The sequence below is a fragment of the Moritella sp. F3 genome, assembly GCF_015082335.1.
Classification (GTDB): domain Bacteria; phylum Pseudomonadota; class Gammaproteobacteria; order Enterobacterales; family Moritellaceae; genus Moritella.
In genome coordinates, this window is the sequence record NZ_BLRL01000003.1 from 447,670 (window position 1) to 473,041 (window position 25,372).

Annotated in this window: 22 protein-coding genes; 16 read left to right on the top strand and 6 right to left on the bottom strand. The window is 41.2% G+C overall.

Annotation, left to right across the window (positions count from 1 at the left end; genetic code table 11):
- The gene (locus JFU56_RS08275; protein WP_198436802.1) at positions 1 to 1,008 is read right to left on the bottom strand and encodes an FAD-dependent oxidoreductase; all 1,008 of its coding nucleotides are present in this window, start codon (positions 1,006 to 1,008) and stop codon (positions 1 to 3) included.
- A 225-nt stretch (positions 1,009 to 1,233) separates the two neighbouring features.
- Between JFU56_RS08275 and JFU56_RS08280 the strand changes: the two genes are divergently transcribed.
- Positions 1,234 to 1,815 (top strand): tetratricopeptide repeat protein, encoded by a 582-nt coding sequence (locus JFU56_RS08280; protein WP_198436803.1) that lies wholly within the window; start codon positions 1,234 to 1,236, stop codon positions 1,813 to 1,815.
- A gap of 112 nt (positions 1,816 to 1,927) precedes the next feature.
- On the opposite strand, the gene nrfA is transcribed toward JFU56_RS08280, so the two are convergent.
- Complete coding sequence (gene nrfA, locus JFU56_RS08285; RefSeq protein WP_198436804.1) at positions 1,928 to 3,367, bottom strand: ammonia-forming nitrite reductase cytochrome c552 subunit; 1,440 nt, start codon at positions 3,365 to 3,367, stop codon at positions 1,928 to 1,930.
- Between the two features lie 662 nt (positions 3,368 to 4,029).
- Here nrfA and nrfB point away from each other — a divergent pair.
- The 6 genes from nrfB to JFU56_RS08315 all read left to right on the top strand — a co-directional run bounded on the left by nrfB (position 4,030) and on the right by JFU56_RS08315 (position 9,393).
- On the top strand, positions 4,030 to 4,635 hold the full coding sequence (nrfB, locus tag JFU56_RS08290; protein WP_198436805.1) for a cytochrome c nitrite reductase pentaheme subunit: 606 nt from the start codon (positions 4,030 to 4,032) through the stop codon (positions 4,633 to 4,635).
- A 1-nt stretch (position 4,636) separates the two neighbouring features.
- Positions 4,637 to 5,323, top strand: coding sequence for a cytochrome c nitrite reductase Fe-S protein (gene nrfC / locus JFU56_RS08295; RefSeq protein ID WP_198436806.1), 687 nt, complete (start codon positions 4,637 to 4,639; stop codon positions 5,321 to 5,323).
- Positions 5,320 to 6,288, top strand: a complete 969-nt coding sequence (gene nrfD, locus JFU56_RS08300) for a cytochrome c nitrite reductase subunit NrfD (RefSeq protein ID WP_198436807.1) — start codon at positions 5,320 to 5,322, stop codon at positions 6,286 to 6,288. The genes nrfC and nrfD overlap by 4 nt, the downstream gene beginning before the upstream one ends.
- 210 nt (positions 6,289 to 6,498) lie before the next feature.
- Positions 6,499 to 8,373, top strand: a complete 1,875-nt coding sequence (locus JFU56_RS08305) for a heme lyase CcmF/NrfE family subunit (RefSeq protein WP_198436808.1) — start codon at positions 6,499 to 6,501, stop codon at positions 8,371 to 8,373.
- A complete protein-coding gene (locus JFU56_RS08310; protein ID WP_198436809.1) occupies positions 8,363 to 8,971 on the top strand; it encodes a DsbE family thiol:disulfide interchange protein in 609 nt (202 codons plus the stop codon). Before JFU56_RS08305 ends, JFU56_RS08310 begins: the two co-directional genes overlap by 11 nt.
- Positions 8,972 to 8,982: 11 nt before the next feature.
- Positions 8,983 to 9,393 (top strand): cytochrome c-type biogenesis protein, encoded by a 411-nt coding sequence (locus JFU56_RS08315; RefSeq protein WP_198436810.1) that lies wholly within the window; start codon positions 8,983 to 8,985, stop codon positions 9,391 to 9,393.
- 73 nt (positions 9,394 to 9,466) lie between these two features.
- Here JFU56_RS08315 and JFU56_RS08320 read toward each other — a convergent pair whose 3' ends face one another.
- The gene (locus JFU56_RS08320) at positions 9,467 to 10,390 is read right to left on the bottom strand and encodes a DUF368 domain-containing protein (RefSeq protein WP_198436811.1); all 924 of its coding nucleotides are present in this window, start codon (positions 10,388 to 10,390) and stop codon (positions 9,467 to 9,469) included.
- 334 nt (positions 10,391 to 10,724) lie between these two features.
- Here JFU56_RS08320 and JFU56_RS08325 point away from each other — a divergent pair, with 334 nt between their 5' ends.
- On the top strand, positions 10,725 to 12,062 hold the full coding sequence (locus tag JFU56_RS08325) for a sphingomyelin phosphodiesterase (RefSeq protein WP_198436812.1): 1,338 nt from the start codon (positions 10,725 to 10,727) through the stop codon (positions 12,060 to 12,062).
- On the top strand, positions 12,062 to 13,036 hold the full coding sequence (locus tag JFU56_RS08330) for a chromosome segregation ATPase (protein ID WP_198436813.1): 975 nt from the start codon (positions 12,062 to 12,064) through the stop codon (positions 13,034 to 13,036). The genes JFU56_RS08325 and JFU56_RS08330 overlap by 1 nt, the downstream gene beginning before the upstream one ends.
- A gap of 97 nt (positions 13,037 to 13,133) precedes the next feature.
- Here JFU56_RS08330 and JFU56_RS08335 read toward each other — a convergent pair whose 3' ends face one another.
- Positions 13,134 to 16,241 (bottom strand): ABC transporter transmembrane domain-containing protein, encoded by a 3,108-nt coding sequence (locus tag JFU56_RS08335; protein ID WP_198436814.1) that lies wholly within the window; start codon positions 16,239 to 16,241, stop codon positions 13,134 to 13,136.
- Positions 16,242 to 16,420: 179 nt separating this feature from the next.
- Positions 16,421 to 16,870, bottom strand: a complete 450-nt coding sequence (locus tag JFU56_RS08340) for an SMI1/KNR4 family protein (RefSeq protein WP_198436815.1) — start codon at positions 16,868 to 16,870, stop codon at positions 16,421 to 16,423.
- A 160-nt stretch (positions 16,871 to 17,030) separates the two neighbouring features.
- Between JFU56_RS08340 and JFU56_RS08345 the strand changes: the two genes are divergently transcribed.
- The 3 genes from JFU56_RS08345 (at position 17,031) to JFU56_RS08355 (ending at position 21,262) form a co-directional block, all read left to right on the top strand.
- A complete protein-coding gene (locus JFU56_RS08345; protein WP_198436816.1) occupies positions 17,031 to 18,155 on the top strand; it encodes a DNA alkylation repair protein in 1,125 nt (374 codons plus the stop codon).
- A gap of 108 nt (positions 18,156 to 18,263) precedes the next feature.
- Complete coding sequence (locus JFU56_RS08350) at positions 18,264 to 18,596, top strand: zinc ribbon domain-containing protein YjdM (protein ID WP_198436817.1); 333 nt, start codon at positions 18,264 to 18,266, stop codon at positions 18,594 to 18,596.
- A 356-nt stretch (positions 18,597 to 18,952) separates the two neighbouring features.
- Positions 18,953 to 21,262 carry a tetratricopeptide repeat protein gene (locus JFU56_RS08355; RefSeq protein ID WP_198436818.1) on the top strand — a complete coding sequence of 770 codons (2,310 nt, stop codon included), beginning with the start codon at positions 18,953 to 18,955 and terminating at the stop codon, positions 21,260 to 21,262.
- 400 nt (positions 21,263 to 21,662) lie between these two features.
- Here the strand turns inward: JFU56_RS08355 and JFU56_RS08360 are convergent, their stop codons facing one another.
- Positions 21,663 to 22,808 (bottom strand): ankyrin repeat domain-containing protein, encoded by a 1,146-nt coding sequence (locus tag JFU56_RS08360; protein ID WP_198436819.1) that lies wholly within the window; start codon positions 22,806 to 22,808, stop codon positions 21,663 to 21,665.
- Positions 22,809 to 23,199: 391 nt separating this feature from the next.
- Between JFU56_RS08360 and JFU56_RS08365 the strand changes: the two genes are divergently transcribed.
- The 4 genes from JFU56_RS08365 (at position 23,200) to JFU56_RS08380 (ending at position 25,372) form a co-directional block, all read left to right on the top strand.
- A complete protein-coding gene (locus JFU56_RS08365; protein WP_198436820.1) occupies positions 23,200 to 23,577 on the top strand; it encodes a hypothetical protein in 378 nt (125 codons plus the stop codon).
- 128 nt (positions 23,578 to 23,705) lie between these two features.
- Positions 23,706 to 24,302, top strand: a complete 597-nt coding sequence (locus JFU56_RS08370) for a tyrosine-type recombinase/integrase (protein ID WP_198436881.1) — start codon at positions 23,706 to 23,708, stop codon at positions 24,300 to 24,302.
- A 261-nt stretch (positions 24,303 to 24,563) separates the two neighbouring features.
- Positions 24,564 to 24,956 carry an Hg(II)-responsive transcriptional regulator gene (gene merR, locus JFU56_RS08375; protein ID WP_198436821.1) on the top strand — a complete coding sequence of 131 codons (393 nt, stop codon included), beginning with the start codon at positions 24,564 to 24,566 and terminating at the stop codon, positions 24,954 to 24,956.
- A gap of 68 nt (positions 24,957 to 25,024) precedes the next feature.
- A complete protein-coding gene (locus JFU56_RS08380) occupies positions 25,025 to 25,372 on the top strand; it encodes a mercuric transporter MerT family protein (RefSeq protein WP_198436822.1) in 348 nt (115 codons plus the stop codon).

The following is a 25,372-nucleotide window of genomic DNA, read 5'->3' on the forward strand; positions in this document are numbered from 1 at the left end:
TTATACTTCGTTCATTACATCTGTTGCTGTGCCGAGGTACACTTCTGCCGCTAATAGTATTGATTCATGCAAAGTCGGGTGTGCATGTACGGTATTAGCAATATTGTCTGCGGTAAACTTGTTGTGTATCGCTAAACATACCTCACCAAATATCTCATCGGCATTATTACCTATCATGCCGCCGCCAATTAAGGTGTGATCATCGGTATTAAAAATCAGCTTGGTTAAGCCGTTGGTGTTTACATCTGTATTGGCGCGACCTAGTGCGCGCCAAGGCAGGTTGATAACCTTATAATTTAACTCACTGCTTGCTAATTGTTTCTCTGTCCAGCCTAACCATACAACAGTTGGGAAGCTGGTGGCCATGAAGGGGTGAGTTAATTCGTTGTTTTGTGGATCATCATCATCGGCGATAAACACCGCATCATAAATACAATCTGGTAATGCTTTGTTTTTACTTGTTACTGATAATTTAATTTGGTTATCGGTAAAAGTAAAAGCGCTGATTTCAGACTGGACTTTTATTTTGAAAAGGCGTTTTACGTAGCGTTGAAAAGTTTTGTTAATATCTTTATCCAGTTCAGGAAAAACCTCATCCCCCGTAATTAATATATCCACACTGGCGCCAAGCGCTTGGTAAATCGTCGCTATTTCAATTGCTGCAATGCCTGAACCGACAACCGCTAGTTTAGCTGGGATAAAAGGCAGTGTGATCGCCTCGTTATAATGCCAGACATACTTGTTGGCAGAGGTACTCGTTATCGGTGTCGTGTTTGAAGCTCTGAACTGATCTATTGATTTGGCCGCGCTGGTGGAGCTTGCCATGTAGTATTGGGTCTCAAGTGTATCTAATGTTTGTTGAATGTCTGCAAGATTAATCGTAGGTGCTGGATATTCAATGCCTTGAGCGGTTGCAGCTTGAATACTGTGAATTGATTTAGCCATATGTAGCAGGGCATGAGTACGGATCATTTTAGTATTACAGTGAGGTTGTTTGATCGTGTTCATAGGCTCTCTTATTTTCGTCTGGAGTGTAACAAGACTTGTTTACGACAGTGTTATGATGGTTGTAGTCGTTAATTTAACGATTAATGAATTACTACTTTATGGGTGTATTTAAGCAGTTTGTTGTGTAAGTCGCAATGTCTGCATCACTATTAAGCTTAATAACTAAGTAATAATAGGTAGAAGTGTTAAACTGTTCACAATCATTATCAACAGATGAAATTGGCTATGCGTAAATCTTTGTGGACTCCGTTTATTGCTTCTGTACTCATTGCTACTAGTGCGGGGGGGTATTATTTATTAAGCGATTATAAAGCCTTAGAAACACAACAAGCAGTGATCGCAGCTGCGCCTTTTGAGCAACTTTCACTATCGCAAATGAGTGATAAACGAATTTTAACGCTGCAAGACAAACTTTATGACGATAAGCAGAATGCTAAACTGTGGTACCAGCTCGGTAATGCTTACATGTATAACGGAGAATACGATGATGCGGTATTAGTATTTGATTATGCAATCCGTTTAACAGAAAAACCAACGGCAATGCATTATTCAGCAAAGGCATCTGCATTGTATTACGCAAACGCTCAGCATTTAACTGCTGATGTGCAGGCGCTACTTGATCAAGCGTTAGCACTAGAACCGAATAATCAGACGGCTCTAATGATGCTCGCGTCAAATGAGTTCATGAATGTACGGTACCAACAAGCCATCGATCTTTGGGTGCAATTACTCGATTCTGATCAGCAGGGCTTAGATAGGGTATCGATTATTAATTCAATAAACCAAGCGAAACAGTTTATTCAATAACAAACAAGCCTTTCGTTATTAATCAGCTGGTTATTAATGAAGTCGTTATTTATGAGCCAAAAAATGCCGACATGATGTCGGCATTTTTATGATCACGAGTTATAGGTTGTAACTAATAAGTCGCTTCGCGTTTTTCAGCTTCTGCTTCCCACTCTGGTACAAGTGTTTTTAAGAATTCAGCTTTCTCTTTTTTCATTTTTTCCATATCCATACCAAGTGCTTGTTGTGCAAGTTCTTTGGTTGAGATGTCAGGGATCTCGATTGGATCTGTGATGCCTTTCTTAGCAAGTAGACGGATTAGCTGAGCACGTGCATCTGTTGCACGGTCTAATGCTGTACCGAGTACACGTAATGCCACTTCAGGTGCATGCATGTGCACACCATGAGAGGCGATGGCATAATCCCAACGCCATTGTGCATGACGTATATTGAGCTGTATCTCATCCATCTCTGCTTGTACTGCACCCGCATCCCATGCGGCTTTAGCTTCGAAATGCGCCGCGATGATTTGTTTTTCAGCCAGTAATTTCATTTCATTTACTTGCTGTTTACGTGTTTTAACAACATCCTGGAGCATTTCTTTACTTTGTGTATGACAGTTTGCACAGGTATCTTGGAAACGATCAAATGGATTACCCACTTTATGGTCCGTGAACACAGTACCGTCTGCATTTTTCACTTTAGGCATATGGCAATCAACACACGTTACGTTGTTTTTACCGTGAATACCTTCGCGCCATGTTTCATAACCTGGGTGTTGTGCTTTTAGCATCGGTGTTTTAGACACTGCATGCGTCCAATCTTTAAAGCCGATCTCGTCATAGTATTCTTCCATTTGATCAACTGTCGTGCCTTTATCCCATGGGAATTTAACGGCCTTTGTTGGTCCTGTGAAATAGTACTCTACATGGCATTGTCCACAAACTTGCGCTTGCTGGTCAAGGCGACCTTGTTCTGAAAATGGTTTACCAATTGCTTCCATCGCACGTTCAACGTGTGGACGTGTCAATTTAAGCGCGGGTTCGCCATTTTTAAATGCGTCACTACGGGTATCATGGCAATCGGCACAACCAATCGCATTGACTACTTCAGCGCCACCTTTAGCCCACTTACCCGAGAAGTAAGCATCTTCACCATTTTGTTCAATAAAGCGTGCAACGTCAGGGCTTTTACAGCTCCAGCAAGACATGACCATTGGGCCATTCTTCGCATTTGTTGGTCCACCAGTACGTAAGGTATTACGGATGTCATCAATCGCGTAGAAATGTCCACGTGCTTTGTTATAGTCTTTAGAAAAACCATAACCAGCCCACATGATGACCATATTTGGATCACCCTGCAATGCATCTTCTATTTCTTCACTTTCACTTGTCGCTTTCCAGGTCTTGTACTGATCTGGGTGTGCTTTTTCGAACTTTTCATTACGTGGTTCTAATTTTTCTGATACTTGATCAGCAGCAAATACAGTACTACTGCTAGCACCAAGTAATAACGTCGCGAGTAAAACTGCAACGCCTGAGGCTGGTTTTAGCGTTTTATATACACTAGCCATGTTATCTCCAATTATTAATTATTTAGATTGACCAAGCGTTGTGAGAGTGGCAATAAATAAGAATTGGAAATGTATTTATACATTTTAATTTAACCTTTCATATCTGAATGGTTATTTTAAAACGTATAATTACGTTATTTAAAATATCTCAAATCTACCTACATATAAATAAAAACCGCTGTTTACTCTCTTGTTTATTGTTTTCGATCAAGATAATTAAAATAACAAATAACGTGTTTTTATTATCTTAAAATAAGTATAAAAAAAGACGGTCAAAGAGTGAGCTATACAGTAAATGACACACCTTGACATTTATTTACATTTAAATAACATGCGTTAATCTTTTTAAAACATAACCTTATGCGTTTGTTGACGTGTATCTCAAATATCAAATTAACTCATCATGGGTACTCATTTTGGGGTGTTCTATTTTAGTGTTTTAAAATATAGTGATCTCGTTAAGCGTTGTGGCTGGCATTATAAATAAGAATTATTCTTAATTAGAATTAGTATTACTCAGGAAAACAAATAATAAAGAAGTTAAATTAATTTTAATTTAACTTTAATCTAAAAATCTGTTTGCTCTGAATAATTAAACTAACGAAAATTAAAATGTGTTTTTAATTAATACACATTTTTATAATTCTCTAGAAGGATGCAAAATGGGTAATGTAAAATTAGCCATACGTACAACGATTAGCTTTCTGCTCTTCATCTGTATCTATGGTTTTAATTTCAGTGTTACTGCAGAGTCGTCAGGTAGCCAAAATATTGGTGCGAATACTGATGGCCGACATGAAGTAACGTTTATTCGTGACAGTGATAATGCTTGTACGCAATGCCATAAAGACTCGAAAGAAACACGACAAGGTACGCACGGTGAAAAAGTCGTCGCTGAACTTGGCAGAGACCTTAAATGTGTTGAATGCCATAACTCGATTGGTCCAGATCATCGCGAAAACCCCTCTCAAGTTACCAAGTTCTCTGCAGCTCAATCTCAAATCGGCACGCATAAAACCCTGCTTGATTTTGACGCGATCTTAAAAGCAACGGGCAATTGTACTGAATGTCATACATCAGAACGACTACAAGAGAAAACGTGGGTACATGATGTTCATGCAAAAAAAGCGACGTGTTCATCTTGCCATGTGATCCATGCCGATGGTGAAAAAGAAGGCATGCAAGCGCTAGAACGTAAGGCTCAGATTGCTCAATGTGTCGATTGTCATAAAGACTTTAACTTGAATAAAGAAGGTAAGGGAGACTGACATGGCCTGTTCTAGACGAAATTTATTACTCGGTGCTGGCGCGGTAATTTTTACTACCGGTGTTTCTAAAGTTGCCTTTGGTCAAAAGTCATTAGTAGCAACACAAGATGACGGTGATAAACGCTACGGTATGGTTTTTGACGAAACAGCGTGTATTGGTTGTACTGCATGTACAGATGCATGCCGTGAAACCAATAACGTACCAGAAGGTGTTTCTCGCTTAAAAATAGAACGTAGCGCACCGATGGGCGAATACCCTGACGTTGATTACACATTTACACGCGTTTCTTGTCAGCATTGTGATAACGCCCCTTGTGTTACGGTTTGTCCGACGGGTGCATCGTATGTTGATCTTAAAACCGGCATTGTTGATGTGCATGGTGACAAGTGTGTCGGTTGTGGCTACTGCCTCGCAGCTTGTCCGTATAAAGTGCGCTTCTTCCACCCAGAAACAAAATCTGCAGATAAGTGTAACTTCTGTCGTGATACCAATTTGAAAGCCGGTAAATTACCTGCTTGTGTCGAATCATGTCCGACGAAAGCGCTGACCTTTGGTGATCTTAACGACCCGACGAGTGAGATAAACAAAGTGATTGCTAGCAATGCTGTTTATCGCTCGAAAGTAGAGTTAGGGACCGAACCAAAACTGTATAAAGTGGCGGATACAAAAGGGGAGATAAAACGATGAATACATTTGTAAGTGCGTTTACGTTTGATTCATTGGTATGGGACTGGATCATTGCGATATACCTGTTTTTAACTGGGATGTCAGCGGGCATGGTACTCATTTCTATTCATTTGAAGCGTAAGGTGATTGAAGGTAAAGCGTCTGCTAACGGTATTATCAAAGCAACGGCAATTTTAGCGCCCTTGGGGATCATATCAGGCTTAACGATTTTGATTTTTCACTTAACCAAGCCTTTAGCATTTTGGAAGATCCTCGTTTACTTTAACCCAACCTCAGTGATGTCGATGGGTGTGATCTTGTTCCAGGTTTATATGATTATTTTATTTACTTGGATTGCAGTGATGTTTAAAGACGAGTTAGCGACATTGCTACAGAAGCTTTTTAAAGGTCGTTTGGCTTTTGTTAACCCGATTGTAGACAAAATCGCTAAATTTGAGAATGCGTTAGAGTTATTTTTAGCTCTGCTTGCTGTGATGCTCGCCGCTTATACAGGCTTTTTATTATCGGCGTTGAAAACATACCCAATGTTAAATAACCCTGTGTTACCTGTGTTGTTTATCTTCTCGAGTGTGTCTTCGGGTGCTGCTGCCTGCTTGATGGTGGGTATTATTGGCTTTAAGGAGTCATTCCACAGTAAAAGTGTGCGATGGATCCACAGTATCGAGCGTCCTGTTGTGGTATTCGAACTGTTTGTACTGCTGACATTTTTTACTGGCCTTATCTTTGGTGGCGGTCAGAACGAAGTGGCTGCGATGGCGGCTATTGGCGGTGGGTTCTGGGCAACCTGGTTCTGGTACGGTGTTGTTGGCGCGGGTATGTTAGTGCCACTGGCGCTTAACTTTTTTGTACCAACTCAAGCTCAACATAATAAAGCCTTTGTATTAGTGGTTACTTCTTTGAGCCTTGTTGGGGTGTTAATGCTGCGAACATTTATCTTGTACGCAGGCCAGATGACCGTCGTTTAACTGTTATTTAGCGAGTACTAAACAATAACGAGGCTATCACTTAAGGATTATCTTATTGTATTATTAACGGTTGTCTTAAATCAAAGTTAATATCTTGAGCCTAAGTTAATGTACCTAAGTTAAGGCATCTAAGTACAAGCTAATGACTTATATAAGTTAAGAGAGCTCATTAGAGCTCTCTTTGTTTTTCTATACATAATGGATCCGTCTATGATCCCAGAAATTGCATTATTTTCACTTATTCTAGGTACTCTGAGCGCGATGCTCGGTGCCGCTATTCCGTTGTTTGGTATTGTGACGAAACAATCACAGCTAAGCCGTTATTCATGGCTATTTAGTTATACTGCATTTATCGCGGTGACCACGTCTATTTGTCTACTTGCTTATAGTTTCACTGCTGACGATTTTTCCGTTAATTATATTGCCCAACATTCAAACTCTCAGTTACCGGTATTCTTTAAGATCGCCGCAGTGTGGGGCGGGCATGAAGGTTCACTGCTATTTTGGGTATTCTCGCTGTCATTATGGTCGGCTGCGATAGCGTTTGTGAATCGTAATCATAACCAAGCTTTTATCAGCCGAGTCTTAATTGTATTAAGTCTCTTAACCGCGGCGTTTGGTTTGTTTACACTGTTAGGTTCGAATCCTTTTTCTCGTCTATTTCCAGTGCCTATGGAGGGCCGGGACTTGCACCCTATGTTACAAGATGTGGGGCTGATTTTTCATCCGCCATTACTGTATTTAGGCTATGTTGGATTTTCAGGCGCGTTTGCCTTTGCAGTCGCTGCGCTAACTATGCCTGACATTAATATCCCGTGGCCGCAGTGGAGCCGATCTTGGACGCTTGCTGCATGGATCATGTTAACGGGTGGTGTCGCATTGGGTTCCTGGTGGGCCTATTATGAACTCGGTTGGGGTGGCTGGTGGTTTTGGGATCCGGTTGAAAATGCGTCATTGCTGCCTTGGTTAACGGGGACGGCATTATTACATTCACTGATCGCCAGTGAGAAACGTCAGGCGCTGATTAACTGGAGTTTATTACTGTCTATTTTCACCTTTAGTTTAAGCTTATTAGGCACATTTGTTGTTCGATCTGGGATCTTAACGTCAGTGCATGCATTTGCTGTCGACCCGACACGAGGGCTTGTGCTGTTAGTGATCTTAGCCATTTGTGTGGTCGTGCCATTAACCTTATTCATGTTACAAAGTGGCAAAATTAAACCATTACGATTACGTAGTATTGCCAGTCGAGAAGTTTTGTTTTTGATACTCAATTGTGTACTCGTCGTTACCACGCTATCTGTGCTACTTGGTACTTTTTATCCAATGATATTCCAAGTCTTTAATTTGGCGAGTATTTCGGTGGGGGCGCCTTTCTTTAATGCGGTATTCGTTCCCTTGGCATTATTATGTTTTGTATTGATGGTTGTCGCGCCTTTCATACATTGGCAGAAAACTAACTTTACTGGCATCAGTACGAAGGTGATATTAGTTTGGGTTTCTTCTGTTGTGATCGGTTCTGTCACCAGTTACTTGTTTAATGAAACCTTGTCCTTGTATGTCTTATTGGTGTTGATATTGTGTGCAGGTATTGTCATGTCAACGTTGTTTGCTGGTGTGAGTATGCGTCATTTAGGCATGGCTATTGCGCATATCGGCGTTGCGGTGACAGCCGTTGGTATACTCATTGTCAGTTACAATTCAACAGAAGTCAGTGCGAAAATGAGCCCCGGCAGCTCGGTTGAATTAGGTGATTTAACCATTAATTATATTGACACAGAATGGTTAGTTGCTACTAACTATACCGCAGAGCAGGCGCTACTAGAGGTTATTGATAATGAAGGTCATATTGTGCAATTAAAACCACAAAGACGCCATTACCCAGTACGTGTCATGAATATGAGTGAACCCGCTATCCATTCAACTTGGTTACGAGATGTTTATATCACCATGGGGGAAAAAATTGACCGTGATTCTTATGCTATTCGGATTCAAAACAGAGCGTTTATTAACTGGTTATGGGCGGGTAGTATCATGATGATGCTTGGCGGCATGTTAGCGATAGGGCAGCGTTATGCAAAATAAGAAATTGAGTCTTAAACCTGAATCTAAAGTTAAGTCTAAATTCAAGCTGATGCTACCGAGTCTATTGGGGCTAGTATTCGTTGTATCGATGATGTTTGCGTTAACCGCTCAAGAAGGTCAAATTACACCGTCAGTTTTGGTGGGAAAGCCAATCCCAAGCTTTACTGCAAGTGATTTAGATTCTGTTTTGATAGATAACAGCGTGTTCCAAACCGATAATGACTTATCACCAACTGACAAGCGCTTCACGCTGTTAAATGTATGGGCTTCTTGGTGCGGTGTGTGTCAAAGCGAACATGATTTTTTGATGAAACTGGCAGTGAAAGACAATGTACGCATTGTCGGATTAAATTATCGTGATGATGTGTATGCTGCGCGTAAGGTAATCAGTGCGCTGGGTAATCCTTATGTTGCGAATATCTTTGATCCAGATGGTAAACTTGCGTTGGATATGGGGGTTATTGCTACGCCAGAAACGTACCTGTTAGATAGCCAAGGCATTGTGCTGTTTCGTTATTCTGGCGCATTGGATGAAAAGGTGTGGCAACATTACTTCAAGCCATTTATACAACTGCTGTTAAATAACCAAACATCATAAGGAGGTTGTAAATGAAGTTGTTATCCTTGTATTTCTGTTTTATTACCTTGTTTTTTGCGTTGCCTTTATCTGCTGAATCAACACCGTTGGTTGATGTATTTGAGTTTAACTCTATTGATACACAAAAGCGGGCGATTAACCTGGCGCGTCAATTACGCTGCCCTCAGTGTCAGAATCAAAACCTAATGGAGTCTAATTCACCCATTGCCAAGGATTTACGTTTAACTGTTTATTTGATGGTGGATAAAGGTGATACGGATGCACAAGTAATTGATTATATGACGAATCGTTTCGGCGACATGGTGTTGTATAAACCAAAATTTGAACCGAGAACCTATGTACTTTGGCTTGGGCCTGTGTTCTTTATTAGCCTGTTTGGCTGGTTAGGTTATCGCAAAGTAAAAGCGTCCATTGTGGATTGATGTGATTTGTCGATAGATTAAACTAACAACCAAATTAATACTACTTGGTTGTTAGTTATGTTAACGACTAAAACTAGTTAGATACTGATTTACTTGCGGTTCTTTCTAGCACTATGATAAGCGCGATCGCAGCAAGCATCGCAACAATCGCATAAGCTAATAATGCCGGTTGTCCTGTCACTTGTTCAAAGCTGAAGGGTGAAAGGTTACGTTCTAATAGCGGCACTTCAAGACCACTTGAGTTTGTACGCCACGTTAGTGTTTCTTTCCATGGCCATACTTTACCCAGTGTCCCGATCATGAGTCCGGTTAAAAATGTCAGCGCGATATCGCGATAGTGTTTCAGTACCCAAGTCAGTACGTGCGAAAATGTCAGAATACCAATGGCACAACCAGAGGCGAAAGTCGCTAAGGTCACGATGTCGAAAGATTTAGCAGCAGCAAGAATCGGTGTATACATACCTAACATAAGCAGGATGAAGCTACCTGAAATCCCCGGTAAGATCATCGCACAAATTGCAATGGAACCAGCCAGCAAGATATTCAGCGAAGTTGGTTCAAGGTTGAGAGGCTGTAGCACGGTAATACTATAAGCAAAGCCAATACCAGCAAGTACAGCGACAAAGCGGCTGACTTTCCAGAATTCCACTTGTTTGAACATGTGGTTTACAGAGATGATGATTAAACCGAAGAAGAAAGACCACAGTGGAATAGGGTGGGTATTGAGCATCCAGGTGATAACACGCGCTAGCGTAAAGATACTCGTTAGGATACCCGCCAGTAACACAATCAAGAATGTACCATTAACGTAATCATATGCGGCTTTCAGACCATCCTTGCGGATCATACCGATCAGACGGGGTGTAATGCGACTAATGCTACCAAGCAGTGTATCGTAAATGCCGGTAATGAAAGCGATAGTACCGCCTGACACACCAGGTACAACATCTGCAGCACCCATCGCCATGCCTTTTAGAAAGGTAGAAACTTTACTCATGATTTTCCATCTACTTTATTGATTAAAGGATAAATTTGACAGCATTATAAACTGTTTGAGTGAAAAAAATGTCATAACAGTAAATACTTTTTGAATTTACTGTAAATAATGCTCAGTTCAGGATCTCTAAAAATAGAATGATCTTTCTAATGCGTTAATCATTTTGAATGCCAACTTTAACCATTAATTTAGTGTTTAGCATCAAGAGTCACAGTTATTAGCGTTATTTATTCTCAACTGTGACTACAACTAAATATTTAATAATATTGTATATTAAATGTCATATTCTTCACTTAACCTCAGATCCGTTAAAACAACAATCAAAGGATTTGATGTGAATATACTAAAAAATGTAATGACAACAACTTGCCTCACTTGCGCATTGAGCGCTTCTGCACTTGCCGATAGTGATATTTATCTGACTAATAATTCCAATCAAACAATGTCGATTGATGTCAACCATACTGGTTCTGATTTGCTTCAAGAAGGTGCTGAGTGGCAACAACACGTACAGACACTAAAACCGTGGGAAACCAAAATGGTGTTAAGTTTTAACCGTTGGGAAGGGATAAAATCAGGTGATAACTATCAATTTGAAACACTTGTTACTAATGAAAATGGTGAGTCGCTGTCTTTGTTACAACAAGTGAAAGGTTATTGGTATAAATCGTCACTCGAACACGGAGCTAGTGCCAATGATATCGCGTTGAACTGGGCAGATGATCGCGATACTTATCGTTACCAATCTCAATATAATAGCAATAGTACAAGCACTGAAATTGCGTTTAAAGCTAGTGCCACGGGGCGTTATGACGATATACATTATACTATCACGCCACAAAAAATTGATGAGCAACCTGAACATGACGGCAACGCGCTAAAAGTGATGTCATATAACGTATGGGCTCTGCCTGTTATCGCGTCACACATAGGCGAGCGTTTTCAAGAAATACCAAAACACTTGAAAGGTTATGATGTACTTATGTTGCAGGAAGTGTTTGCTTCTGGTCGAGATGCCTTTTTACGGGATCTTGCCAAAGAATACCCATATCAAACCAAGATGTTAGATCACCCTGGAATTAATGTTTACGATGGTGGTGTCACTATTGTAAGCCGTTATCCAATTGTGAATGAAGGGCAATATGTTTATCCTGACTGCTCTGGTACCGATTGCTTTGCTGATAAAGGCGTTAACTATGCTGAAGTGATTAAAAATGGTAAGGCCTATCACGTATTTGCTACGCACACCGCGTCGTTTGACACTGATACTGCACGTGATTACCGTCAGCGCCAATTCCGTCAGATCCGTGAATTTGCTCATACTCAAAATATTCCTGTCACAGATACCGTTGTTTATGGTGGTGATTTCAATGTGAATAAACGTAAATTCCCAACGGATTATCAACAGATGTTTGTTAATCTGAGTGCTGATGAGCCGGAATATGCGGGATATACAGAGTCAACATTTGACCCTCGCATCAATGCCTTTGCTGGCAGTGCTTTATCGGGTGGCGAGAATATTGAATACCTTGATTATATCGTGGCAAGTAATGAATTTGCGCAACGCAGTGAAAACATAAACACAGTGAAGGTACCTCGTACTACGGTAGCTAGTTTATGGAAAGATTGGAATTTGTCTGATCATTTCCCAGTTAAAGCGGAGATCCGTTAATGCGGGGTCGGTTATTTTTGGTAAGCGCTGCCTTTATTGGCAGTGTTTATTTTTTCATTTCGAGTGAAAATGAACTTAATGCGGAGAGAGAGACTGCTGTGTTCACTTCAGCGAGCCCTCAATCTGAATCAATGGCCACGAATGAATCAATACCAGCGGCAGGAACAATACCAACTAAGGTTCAGAGCGAAGCCGCCATGAATAATACGATACCTGAGCAAGATACTTTATTGCAAGAGGCGAGAGGGGAAACGCTCATGACCGCGTTAACTTCGTTTTGGACACAGTGCGGTCAACAAAATAACTGTGATGAAATGCTTGCTGAAAAACAGTTAATACTGACTGCTCGTCGCTATCAATTGCTACGTAATTTCCCCGTGAATCAACAAAAAGAACAACGTTTGATGGGGGAGTCATTAATCAGCCAAGATGCCACGTTGGCAGAAAAAGTTGCCAACGTTAAAGCGATACGGGAGCTGGTATGGGGTATTGATGCCAGTTTATTGTTTGAAGAACAAGCGGCTTATTATAATTACAGGTTATCGTTAGTTGAATCGAACAATCTGCTCAGTCAGACTCAAGACGCCGATGAATTCATACAAGAATATAATGAAATGCTAGAAGAGTTAGGCGACGATTTGCTATCGTTTGGTCTCGAATCTGAAGGGGCTAAGTATGAAGAGGCTGTAAAATTAATTCCGACATCAATGCCTGCTCACGAAGCTGCGCGTATTAAGACTGAACTTGCTACGCAGTATTTAACGGCTGAGAGTCAGCAAGATATAGCGAGTAGAGCCAATCAAGTTGAACAGCAGCAACAGGAAGTGATGAGTTATCAGCAGGGCTTGAATGAATTAGAGCTTACACTTGCCAATGAACGTGCGACGACAAAGAAAACACTGACTAATGAAGAGTGGCAAGGTTATACAGCAGAACGGTTATATCAGTATCGGTTAGCTTTCTTTCGTTCTTAAGTAGGATGTTGGCGTAAATTTTGATTACGTTGCAATAAGCAATATGAGCCAATAATGATTTCAACCATTATTGGCTCCACCGCGGTAAGCAACTGAATTACCGGTCGTCGCCAATCTCTTTTTCATCTAATTCACTAAAATCGATACCACGTTTAATTGCAAATGCACGCATTGCACGCAGGTTTGTTGCCGTTTCTGATAAATGCGAAGCAACCGAACGTAGTAGGCTTGCCGCCACCATCGCATCGTTCTCGATCACGGCGATTAACTCACTCGCTCCGATGCGTAAAAATACGCAGTCTTCTATGGCTATTAAATCTAACAGGCGTGGCGCGTCATGAATGACCGCTAAATCACCGATTAATCGCCCGGGTAAAATTTCAGTTACTAGGCGCTGTTCGACTGCTGTTGCTGGCCAGTATAGACCCGCAGAGCCCTTAACACAGAGGTAAGCAGCATCTGCTTCTTCTTCGGCACTAAAAATGGCTTGTCCTGGTTTTGCTTTGTACCATTGTGCACTAAATGCCAGTAGGCGCTGTTGTTTTAGATCCAACTGACCAAACAAATCAGTCTGTCCAATCACGCGTAATTTACGTTTCAAATCCTGACGTGCATCATCATCTTCCGGTTGATCTTGACGGGCGATACCATCAATACGGCCATCGACAATTTCGACGAATAAATCGTAGCTTTCTGGGCTAAGGAAGTGATTTTCGATAAAGATTTGAGTACTATCTGGCATTAATTCACTAATACGTCGTCGCGTTAACGCGCGTGCGTCACCTTCGTGGCTAGCGAGTGCATTTCTTAGGATCAGAATATCAGGTTTTTTGATGCCAGCTCGGCTAAATGCTAAACGCTCTCTGAAGATAGCGGGTAGGTTTTCCCCGCCTTGCGTTGTCGCAACATCATATAAAGATTGCGCGACTAACCTTCTTAATCCGTGTTCTTTTAGGACATCAACAATAATATCTTCAATTAACTTTTCTCGTGCACCAGCCAAACTGGAAATACGACCGAAAATGGCATTACCAAGCACTGACATAACAGGAAAATATTGCTGTGGGTCGATGGGTTTAAATAGGCCGTCTAATTTCGCCACCATTTCGGCGGCACTCTTCATGCGAATTTGTAAGATCCGTTGTTTGAACAAATCGGTGAACAATGGACCTATCTGTTCGGCAGAAAACGCAAAAGGTACGGTCAACATGAGTGCGAAATCTTCAGCAGATAAGCCACTTTGACCTACTAAACGGCGTTTTGCTACGATGACTCGAAGTTGATGGTAAAGATCTTCGTCCATATTTAAACGGCGAAATAGTGGGTGGTCAGTACCATCAGTGCCAAACGTTTCTGTGAGACCTTCGATGAGGTTGGCGGACATGTGCGCTAAATAGTCCGCAATGCCTTCATCTTGTAGCATTTGCACAAAGTTATCTTCTTGTGACAAGCTTAGTTGCGTAAGCATTTTAGTAGGCACTGCATAGAGTAAATTGCTGCCCAGCGGCGAGACTGGATTGAACTTTTCAGGATCAAAGGTATGCACAATGTCATCAAGTCCCGCTTTGGCCAATCGTTTGGCTATTTCAGGTCGTAACTGCACAATGGCTTCTACTAGTTCGCTTTGCGTATCAGGATCAAGTCGTGAGCGTAACCCTCGGCGCACAATGAGATCGTCGGTACCCATGGCTTCAACTAACTGGAACCACCAGTCTTTGATCTCATCGTATGACTGGAACCCCGCTGTTTCTGGGACAACCCAATTTGGTTTAAATGGATCGACACTGTTACCTGCTCGGGCTGATTCGATTTGCCAATCCGTGACATCTACGGAAATATCGGTACCCAGAATTGGCTGATAGTTAAATGGCATCAGCAGGTTTTCACCAAGCGTGCCTTTAAAAATATACGGTTTGGAATTGGCATAACCGATACGATTGGCAACCACTGTCTGATGTAAACCGTTCATCTCATTTCCGGCTATCGTCAGTGACCCGCGATATGGAATAACCTCACGTGTTAACAAATCTGCAAAAGCGAGGGCGCTAGACTCATTATTGGTCTTAATCGCAACACGAGCACCTTTGGGAATTGTCAGGTTGATGTCTTCTAAAATTGCATGTCCATCTTCATCACGTACGGTAATGTTTTTCAGTTCAATGTCACCGTTAAGGCTGGTCTCGGTATCTGGTTCGCCATCAAATAAAGTATCGTCAACTAATGTCTTCGATGAGAAGCGTTCGGTGACGACTTCCCAGCGTAGCGCCATATCTTGGGTTTGATTGTAATAAGTCAGCAATTCTTTCCAAGGTGATGATAGATCTTTGTATGCTGCTAACGCGGCAACGAGCGCGCCGACAGTGATCTCGCCTTGAATCGCTAAATAGCCACCAACTGAATAGAAAAAGAAGGGGGTTAATTGGTTAATGAAGTTGTTCAGGAACTTCATGAAGAATTTCTTTTGGTAAATTTCGAAGCGGATACCGAACAGTTTACCTAAACGATTGGAAAATAATGACAGTCGATGACGTACTCCACCGTTAGTTCGAATATCACTGACGCCTGCTGCCGTTTCGCCGATATCTGCGGCTAGCTTACGAATTTCTTGAATTCTAGCTTTATTCAATAAGTTAATCTGACGCTGTAACTTGGGAATTATCCATGCTTGTAATGGGATAAGGGTGATAGATGCGAGACCAAACCAGAAGCTTTGGGCAAATAAGAAGGCAAGAATGGTTAACATTTGCCCTGCTTGAAGAATCGGGCGTGACAGCATATCGCCCATTAATGATCCCATCGGTTCCGCTTCAGAGGTCACCATAGATACGAGTTCACCCTGACTTGTAGTGCGGAAATATGAACGAGGGAATCTTAAAATTCGGGTAACCATTTGAAAACGAAATCGTCGTAATAAACGTTCAGCTAAGACACCTTTCATGGTGTTTAACTTCATCTTCAATAAGCCATTGGCTAATACAGCAACTAAGAAACCAACACAAAGCACCATCAAAAATTCTGTCTGATTAAGCAGTACACCGAGTACCGTGACATCTTCGCCGGTGCCGCCAATGGCATCATTTATTATGCGTTTAGGTAGCTCCAGCGATACATAGAGGATCGGAAACGTGAGAAGGGTGATAGCCGATAGAATCAACTGATTCCGTTTTGAATATTTCCAGATAAACTGAAAAAGACTCTTTTCCATTTTCGAGATCCTTTGTGGGTTGAATAATATCAATACCACGCTGTCTTGGTGCATCACCAATATGTGTATTATGTTAAGCGATCTACGTCGTGCATTATGTTCGAGATCTACTGCGTTAAGTTTATGTAACTTAAAGCAGCCTTGCCACTAAAACTGCCTGTAGAGATTATTCTTAGCTGCTAAAGTTCATTAAACTGGTCTAGCCATTCGGTGAACGAGTTTGATACTTGCGTAACCGTACAGGCTGCATAATTAAAAAACCATACAGTCGCATCCGCTTGCTGAGTCGTGCAATCGCTGAGCTTGAAACAAAACATATTGCCCTTACAGTCAGACGCAAACAAAATGTGTCCCTTGGGCATACCGCTCATTTCATACAACTGCGATAGTGACGCGACATCGTCTAGGCTTAAGAAATCTTGTACTTCAGAAATGTCGGAATTTAAATCACAAATTTTAGTTAATACATTTGGCGTGTGAACTAAGCCGTATGTTGAGATTAAATATTTATACGAGTCAGGTAACACGCCGTTTAATTTTGATTCAAGCTCTACAATATCATCACCATTGATTGGCACCATGGCATTTTTACTGCCCCAGTTTTTTACAAAAACATCAATGCTGTTCATTTTAAATACTCCAAGATAACTAACAGATTTTTCACCAATTACTTATATATAGTTATCGTCATTGACGATAAAATCGTTCTAACTTTATAATGAAAACAAGATACACAGGATAACCGTACGATTCAATTATTTATTGATTACATTAGGATGAAGTTTACTTATGGCTGAGTTATTCAAAGACATTTATTGCCCTGCATTTTATAACCAATTTTCAGATGTGTTAACGAAGGTACTACCTGAGTTTGATGCGGTTAAATTTAACCAACTTATCTTTAATGAGCATTTTGTTGGATATGAGCTTAAACAACGTATGCATCATACAGCGGACGTGCTACATCACTTTATGCCTACTGATTTTAGTGATGCTATTTCAGTACTTAAGTGCATTATTGCTGAATTGCGTGCTCAAGGTATTAAAGAGCAGAGTATTGAATTTATGTTTTTGCCTGCTTATATCGAAATGTATGGGCTTGAAGATTATGACTGTGCGGTGGATGGCTTTGAATGTGTGACACAATATACCAGTTGTGAATTTGCAGTTAGACCATTCATCATACGTTATCCCGCTAAAATGTTGGTGCAGCTACAAGCATGGACGCAACACGAAAGCCGCCATGTCCGCCGCTTAGCTAGTGAAGGCTCTCGGCCTCGACTCCCGTGGGCAATGGCGTTACCTGAGTTTAAACATGATCCCAGGCCTTTGTTACCTATTTTAACAGCATTGAAATGCGATGACTGTGAAGTTGTGAGGCGCAGTGTAGCGAATAACCTCAATGACATTGCTAAAGATAACTGCGATGTAGTAGTGCAGATTGCAACGCAATGGTTAGGTGATAACGAACACACAGACAAATTAGTCAAACATGCGTGCCGTACATTACTCAAGCAAGCTCAGCCAGATATCATGGCACTGTTTGGCTTTAAACAAGACTTAATAACGTTAACCGACATGGCGGTCACGACACCGGTTGTAAAAGTAGGGGACAAGCTGACGTTTAATTTCACGATTGATAATACGAGTAGTTGCCCACAAAAATTACGTTTGGAATATGGTCTTTATTATCTTAAAAAGAATGGAACCTTGGCGCGAAAAGTATTTAAAATTACTGAACGCGTTATTGCTGGGAATACACAAGAACAGATAACACGCCACCAAAGCTTTAAAATAATTAGTACCCGTGTGTTTCATTTAGGTACACACAAATTGAGTATTATTATTAATGGTCAGGAGAGTCGTGTTAATGCAGAACATGATGGGTTGTATCGTTTTGAACTCGTTGGTTAACTTGTCATCGTCATAGAAACGGAATCTGTTAATTCGTTAGAATATACTCGTAAAGGTCAAATAGACCTATTACTATGCATTTCAACCTAATTTAAAGAAGTATCATGTATGTCTCTTCCTCCTTGTCCAAAATGTAAATCTGAATTTGTTTACCAAGATCAAAACCAGCTCATTTGCCCTGAATGTGCAAATGAGTGGAACCCATCTGAATTACTTGAAGATATATTTATCGTAAAAGATGCTAACGGTACGCAATTGCAAGAAGGTGATAAGTTAACGTTAGCTAAAGATCTTAAAGTGAAAGGCAGCTCGCTAATACTTAAAGTCGGCACAAAAGCGGTGATTAAACGCATTATTGAAGGCAAGGATCATCAACTTGACTGTAAAGTGGATGGTGTAGGCGAGATGATGGTAACAGCTAAGTTTGTTAAGAAAGCTTAGCTATTGACTTAATTAAATAAAATACTCAAATTATTGGTGCTTGTGGTTTCAAGAGCGCCCCGAACATGGCCGTATTGAAATGTGGCACCTGACGTGAGGAGGGGCGAGTTGTAACTACCGGGATTAAGTTACTAAGCCAAACTTGCCCCATTTCGCGTTAGAACTTTTACTCACTCATATTTTATTTATTACGTCTTGCCATACATTTTCTTATGCAAGAATAGTGAGGTGTTCCTCATGTCTTATAATTAGCAATAGTGAATCTAAATTGCTGGCCACTATTGTTTAGCCTCTACACTTCAACCCGAGTGCTTCTGTCTGTCAATATGACCTGAAATATAATTATTAGGTGAATAATGAAAAATATTATTGGTGTGACTCTTATTTTATTTGCCTCTATGGTGCAATCGGCAGACTTTCAGAAAGGCATGGATGCATTCTATGGCGGTGATGTCAAAACAGCCTATAAAGAGTTACACCCACTCGCAGAGCTGGGCCATGCTAACGCTCAATTCAACCTAGGAGTGATGTATGACCATGGTGAAGGCGTGCGCCAAGATTATAAACAAGCAGCGCATTGGTATCGGAAAGCCGCAGAGCAGGGTCATGCTAACGCTCAAAATAACCTAGGTCTGATGTATATCAATGGTGAAGGCGCGCGCCAAGATTATAACCAAGCAATGCATTGGTTCCGCAAAGCAGCAGAGCTGGAGTATGCTGACGCTCAATTCCACCTCGGTCTGATGTATATCAATGGTGAAGGTGTGCGTCAAGATTATGAGCAAGCAGTGCATTGGTACCGCAAAGCCGCAGAACAGGGTCATGTTGCCGCTCAATTCTACCTAGGTCTGATGTATATCAATGGTGAAGGTGTGAGCCAAGATGATAAGCAAGCAGTGTATTGGTACCGCAAAGCCGCTGAGCAGGGCCATGTTACCGCTCAATTCTACCTAGGTGTGATGTATAACAATGGCCTAGGCGTGCGCCAAGATCATAAACAAGCAGTGCATTGGTACCGCAAAGCCGCTGAGCAGGGCGGTGCAGATGCTCAAAATAACCTAGGTGTGATGTATAACAATGGCCTAGGCGTGCGCCAAGATCATAAACAAGCAGTGCATTGGTACCGGAAAGCCGCTGAGCAGGGCGGTGCAGATGCTCAAAATAACCTCGGTGTGAAGTATGACAATGGTGAAGGCGTGCGCCAAAATTATAAACAAGCAGCGCATTGGTACCGGAAAGCCGCAGAGCAGGGGCATGCTAATGCTCAAAACAGCCTAGGTTTGATGTATCGATTGGGTGAAGGTGTGAGTCAAGATTATAAACAAGCAGTGCATTGGTTCCGTAAATCTGCAGAGCTGGGCTATGCTGATGCCCAAAATAGTCTAGGTGTGATGTATAGATTGGGTGAAGGCGTGCGTAAAGATGATAAACAAGCAGTATATTGGTACATCAAAGCTGCTGAGCTGGGCGATGATGATGCCCAAAATAACCTAGGAGTTATGTACATATTGGGTAAAGGTGTGCGGCAAGACTATAAGCAAGCAGAACTCTGGTTCCGTAAAGCTTCAGAGCAGGGAGATGCTGCAGCTCAAAATAACCTAGGTGTTATGTATGACAAAGGAAAAAGCATTCCCGAAGACGATAAGCAAGCTGTGTATTGGTTTAACAAATCCGCAAAACAGGATCATGCAGACGCTCAATTTAACCTAGGTAATATGTATCTCAATGGTAAAGGCGTGCGTCAAGATGATAATCAAGCAGTTTATTGGTACCGTAAAGCCGCTGAACAGGGCCATGCTATGGCTCAAAATAGTCTAGGCGTGATGTATAGATTGGGTCAAGGTGTGCCTCAAGACGATAAGCAAGCAGTATATTGGTTCCGTAATGCGGCAGAACAAGGCTATGCTGATGCTCAATTTAACCTAGGTGAGAGGTATAAATTTGGTAAAGGTGTCCTCCAAGATGATAAGCAAGAAGCGCATTGGAATCGTAAAGCCGCTGAACAGGACCATGCTAACGCTCAATTTAACCTAGGAGTGATGTATAACAATGGCCTAGGTGTGCGTCAAGATCATAAACAAGCAGTGCATTGGTACAGCAAAGCCGCTGAGCAAGGTTATGCAGATGCTCAATTTCATCTAGGTCTGATGTATTTTTATGGTGAAGGCGTCCGCCAAGATTATAAACAAGCTGTGCACTGGTACCATAAAGCCGCTGATCAAGGTTATGCAGATGCCCAAAATAACCTAGGAGTGATGTATAGATTGGGTAAAGGCGTGCGTAAAAACGACAAGCAAGCAACTGATTGGTACCGCAAAGCTGCTAAACAAGATCATGCTAACGCCCAGAATAATCTAGGTGTGATGTATAGACTAGGTAAAGGTGTGAGACAAGATTATAAACAAGCACTTCAATTATTTCGCAAGTCCGTTGAGCAGGGTCATGCTGAAGCCCAAAATAACCTAGGTGTGATGTATATATTGGGAGAAGGCGTGCGGCAAGATTATAAACTTGCATATATGTGGTTTAATTTGGCAAAACATAATGGTTACGATACTAAAGAGGTATTTGATTTCATAACACGGAAAATGACATCAAGAAGCATAAGTGAAGCGCAAAGCATGTCGAGAGAATGTTTAGAATCAAATTATAAAAGCTGCGGTTAAGAGCTACAATCCACTGAATTAAACCTCCTAATTAGAGGCTTTTTGATCTCGTGATAAATCGTCAATGTAGTTTATTAAACATGAAGATGATAATGCGCAGAGTCAAAACCCCACTCGATTAAAATGATCTATTAACAGCTTACTTCTTACAGGTTAGCCTCTTAAATATGCCGAATATAGCAATGATTTTTGTAATGTGAACCGTGCCCCTTAGGGCTTAAACTAACGAGGTTTTGTCCAGCGTGACGCTCTAAGCCAAAATTGCCCCTTATTCTTGTTAGAGCGGTTACTCATATACAATATATTCATATCAGTTTGCTATACTTTTCCTCATGTGAGGAATGGGAGTAGTTGCCATATCACATAATTTACAGGAATGAGTCGAAAACGGTGGCCAGTATTACTTAGCCCCAGATTCCTTGAGCAATTGGAGAATAGCGTTATGTCTCGATTTTTTCGCAAATTTCAAAGCTGTTCCTCCACGATTATCTTCCGTATTTACATCTGCGCCATTGTTAATTAGTGTTTTAACGGTACTAAGGTGACCTTCTTCCGCTGCAAGCATCAAAGCAGTCGTGCCATAATTGTTTTTTTTATTCACATTTGCTCCCTCTTTAAGGAGAAGTTTTACAGTCTCGTTATACCCTCCAAAGGCTGCATGCTCAAGCGCTGGTTGCCCCTCAATTGATTTAGCATTTACGTCAGCGCCTTTAGCAAGTAAGGCTGTTACGACCTTTAGCTGCCCCTCTTGTGCCGCTAGGGTCAAAGCTGTCGTACCATTTCCCTTAGTTTTTGCGTTCACCTCAGCACCACTGCCCAGTAAAACGTCAACAATTTCTATTTGTCCTGCCCGTGCAGCTAACATAAGGGCAGTGATACCGTCATCATTTTCTGCATTCACATTAATATCTTTAGCCTGCGCCAGTGACTTCGCAATGTCGTAATGGCCGTTCAGCAATGTTGACATGAGTGCTGTTACACCATAATCACTTTTCTCATTTACATTTGCTCCATTAGAAAGTAGAAGATTAACTATTTCCAATTGCCCATCACTAGCCGCTGCCATCAGGGGAGTAAAATCACTATCACCTTTCCCATCAACAAAAGCACCATTATCAAGCAATACTTTTAAAGTGTCGCGATGACCTTTAACCAACGTAAACACCAAGACTGTCATGCCAAGCTTGTTTTGTGCATTTACATCCGCACCTTTTTCAATCAAAACCTTTGCTGTATCAGTATAACCAGCTAGTGCAGCATACATTAATGCCGTATAACCATTTTTCATTTGTGCATTTACATCTGCACCACTGGTAAGTAAAACTTTCACAATGTCAACACGTCCCTTTCCCGAAGCAACCATAAGGGATGTAAGGCCCTTGCTGTTTTTCGCATTTACGTCAGCGCCTTCAATAAGCAGGGTTTGCACGGTATCGATTTTGCCAGCCCCTGTCGCTAGCAACAACTCGCTTTGTGTTGTGGCACATCCAGTGGTAAGGACGAGTGTAACGATAACCAACAAGCATTGACTAAATTTGCATTTCATTTTGACAGTTTCCTTTTACCTGTTTATTTGTACTGTAATGATCAAGTAAATGTGTCCACGGCTTTGTATTCAGCCGCATATTCTTTCCAGATTGATTCGGATGAAGTCGTGATTCCCCTAACACAAAGTATAGTGCCTAAATATTTACACACACGATAAGTAAGGTTATGTTAGTGTGGGGGGATGCTTTAAAAATACAGGAGTAGTGAATGGGTGAAAATAACCATTTTTTAAACTGTTGGCCCAAAGTTTCTAATTCGCTTTGTCCCCCATTTTGCGTTAGCATTTTTTTAGCACCCAATACCTTGAAGTATCATTTGACCTAGATTTCCTCATGCACGCATTATGTGTAGAGCTTTTAGTTTTTCTAGGTAATATAAAAGGAGTTTAGATGGAAGCTGAACATGTAACACAGCGATATGACGATGATTGTGGCGTCGCCGCGTTTGCAACTATTGCTAGAAAAACTTATGAAGAAGCTGACGAAATAATGAAAGATGTACGCCAACATAAAACGAGGTTTATTCTTCACAGGAATATGAAGTTTAAACTGATTCAGATTGGCCTGCTTGATATAAATTCCTCTTACTCTAAAAAATTTTTAGCTGAGAAAGGAGATGCAATTATTTATGCTAGGCATACTGATGGATACTGGCACTACATCACCTTTATCGGGGGCGTTTTCTATGACCCAAATAAAGGTCAACCATCTAGTAAACTAGATAATAAACTCATACCAAGCGTTGTGTATAATGTGGATTATAATTAGCCATACTTTATGTTATGCGAACCGTGCTCTTTAAAGCATAAGCACTAAGCCATTCCTGTCCATTTCCAAGCTCTGTACCTGTTCCATTCTACAATCATCATGACTATTATCTGCAATAGGAAGTCATGATGATTGTAAAGAACTCAAATCACGTACATGGTGCTAAGAAGCCATTTAGACTAGAAGAAATTTGGGGCATTCGAACCAGACTCCAAATTAATGATAACCCAATGCAACTAGATCTCTTAAACTTGGCTATAGATAGCAAACTACGTTCATGTGATTTACTTAGAATGAAAGTTGGAGATGTTTCTTCCCAAGGTATCGTTCACCCACGAGTACAGCTTAATCAAAGTAAAACAGGTAATGACGTTCAATTTGAAATAACACCTAGAAGTCAACAAAGCATCAGTAGGTGGATCTTTTCGGCAAGCCTTGGAACTGAGAGCTACCTATTTCCCAGTCTTCGTAGAATAGGCAAACCGATTAGTTATTCTTACTATTCAAAGATTATCAAGTCGTGGGCGCTAAGCTTAGGGCTGGATGATAACTTATATGGCACGCATTCGATGAGACGAACCAAAGCTACGTTGATATATGCCCGCACTAAAAATATACGTGCAGTGCAGCTGCTTTTAGGCCATACAAAAGTAGATAATACCATTCGATACTTGGGCATTGAGATTGAAGATGCCCTGAAGTTATCTGAGGAAACGGATAGTTAAGTTTAGTTCTGGTCTTCAACCACTATAGTTGAAGGCCAAACATGCCCCTTTCTTTGTTAGTGCTTCTACTCATTCACATTTTGTACATGATAATTTTCCGTACTTTAGCTAATGCTGGATGAACTGGTAATTTTGCAAATAGACTAGATTGTGAGGTGCATTTCATAATTTTGATTTATTTGCGCCTGAGAAATTGAAATATTGCCAAATGGAAAATCTGGCCTCATATTGTGAAAAGAGACAAATGTTAAGGGTGACAAAATGAAAATAGGAAAGTTGGCGAATCTAGCTAACGTAAATATTGAGACAATTCGTTACTACGAGCGCATTGGTTTGATCGAACAACCCGTTACGCCTGAGCAGGGCTATCGTGAATATCCTGATAAAACACTCGAACGAGTCCAGTTTATTAAGCGTTCTCAAGAGCTTGGGTTTACATTAAATGAAGTCGCTAACTTACTTCTATTAGGGGAAGAAAACTGCTTTTCGGTGCAAGAAATTGCAGAGAAAAAACTTGCTAATGTGAGAGAAAAGCTAGCTGATTTAAAACGCCTTGAAAACGTATTAGCCAATTTAGTCACTCAATGCAGATGCAACAACACTGACTCTGCTTGTCCTATAGTAGAGAGTCTTTTACCGAAAAAAAACAGCTAATATATTTGACTCTGTACTTAGGTACGGGGTTTATACTTACTTTACTAACAAAAAAAGTGGAGTAAGTCATGGAAAATAAAGCAAGTAACCTTCCTTTAATGGGTGGTCTTGTTGCTGCAATTGGGGCAGGTCTCTGCTGCGCAGGCCCTCTTGTGCTACTGCTGCTCGGCATAGGTGGTTCTTGGATTGGGAATTTTACCCTCTTTGAACCCTATCGCCCCTTCTTCATTCTTGCTGTTGTTGGACTGTTTAGCTGGTCAGGCTGGAAACTCTACCGTCCACAAATTGAATGCCAACAAGGCACACCCTGTGCAGTCCCGCAAGTGCAAACTCGTCGAAAAATCACGTTCTGGTTAGCTTCCCTTATTGCCCTGATTTTAATCTCCAGTAATTACTGGGTTCTATGGATTACTTAA

What these genes read in the sequence shown, in the direction of transcription:
- JFU56_RS08275 (WP_198436802.1), bottom strand. Translation starts at nt 1,008, where the DNA reads ATGAACACGATCAAACAACCTCACTGTAATACTAAAATGATCCGTACT.
- JFU56_RS08280 (WP_198436803.1), top strand. Translation starts at nt 1,234, where the DNA reads ATGCGTAAATCTTTGTGGACTCCGTTTATTGCTTCTGTACTCATTGCT.
- nrfA (WP_198436804.1), bottom strand. Translation starts at nt 3,367, where the DNA reads ATGGCTAGTGTATATAAAACGCTAAAACCAGCCTCAGGCGTTGCAGTT.
- nrfB (WP_198436805.1), top strand. Translation starts at nt 4,030, where the DNA reads ATGGGTAATGTAAAATTAGCCATACGTACAACGATTAGCTTTCTGCTC.
- nrfC (WP_198436806.1), top strand. Translation starts at nt 4,637, where the DNA reads ATGGCCTGTTCTAGACGAAATTTATTACTCGGTGCTGGCGCGGTAATT.
- nrfD (WP_198436807.1), top strand. Translation starts at nt 5,320, where the DNA reads ATGAATACATTTGTAAGTGCGTTTACGTTTGATTCATTGGTATGGGAC.
- JFU56_RS08305 (WP_198436808.1), top strand. Translation starts at nt 6,499, where the DNA reads ATGATCCCAGAAATTGCATTATTTTCACTTATTCTAGGTACTCTGAGC.
- JFU56_RS08310 (WP_198436809.1), top strand. Translation starts at nt 8,363, where the DNA reads ATGCAAAATAAGAAATTGAGTCTTAAACCTGAATCTAAAGTTAAGTCT.
- JFU56_RS08315 (WP_198436810.1), top strand. Translation starts at nt 8,983, where the DNA reads ATGAAGTTGTTATCCTTGTATTTCTGTTTTATTACCTTGTTTTTTGCG.
- JFU56_RS08320 (WP_198436811.1), bottom strand. Translation starts at nt 10,390, where the DNA reads ATGAGTAAAGTTTCTACCTTTCTAAAAGGCATGGCGATGGGTGCTGCA.
- JFU56_RS08330 (WP_198436813.1), top strand. Translation starts at nt 12,062, where the DNA reads ATGCGGGGTCGGTTATTTTTGGTAAGCGCTGCCTTTATTGGCAGTGTT.
- JFU56_RS08335 (WP_198436814.1), bottom strand. Translation starts at nt 16,241, where the DNA reads ATGGAAAAGAGTCTTTTTCAGTTTATCTGGAAATATTCAAAACGGAAT.
- JFU56_RS08340 (WP_198436815.1), bottom strand. Translation starts at nt 16,870, where the DNA reads ATGAACAGCATTGATGTTTTTGTAAAAAACTGGGGCAGTAAAAATGCC.
- JFU56_RS08345 (WP_198436816.1), top strand. Translation starts at nt 17,031, where the DNA reads ATGGCTGAGTTATTCAAAGACATTTATTGCCCTGCATTTTATAACCAA.
- JFU56_RS08350 (WP_198436817.1), top strand. Translation starts at nt 18,264, where the DNA reads ATGTCTCTTCCTCCTTGTCCAAAATGTAAATCTGAATTTGTTTACCAA.
- JFU56_RS08355 (WP_198436818.1), top strand. Translation starts at nt 18,953, where the DNA reads ATGAAAAATATTATTGGTGTGACTCTTATTTTATTTGCCTCTATGGTG.
- JFU56_RS08360 (WP_198436819.1), bottom strand. Translation starts at nt 22,808, where the DNA reads ATGAAATGCAAATTTAGTCAATGCTTGTTGGTTATCGTTACACTCGTC.
- JFU56_RS08365 (WP_198436820.1), top strand. Translation starts at nt 23,200, where the DNA reads ATGGAAGCTGAACATGTAACACAGCGATATGACGATGATTGTGGCGTC.
- JFU56_RS08370 (WP_198436881.1), top strand. Translation starts at nt 23,706, where the DNA reads ATGATTGTAAAGAACTCAAATCACGTACATGGTGCTAAGAAGCCATTT.
- merR (WP_198436821.1), top strand. Translation starts at nt 24,564, where the DNA reads ATGAAAATAGGAAAGTTGGCGAATCTAGCTAACGTAAATATTGAGACA.
- JFU56_RS08380 (WP_198436822.1), top strand. Translation starts at nt 25,025, where the DNA reads ATGGAAAATAAAGCAAGTAACCTTCCTTTAATGGGTGGTCTTGTTGCT.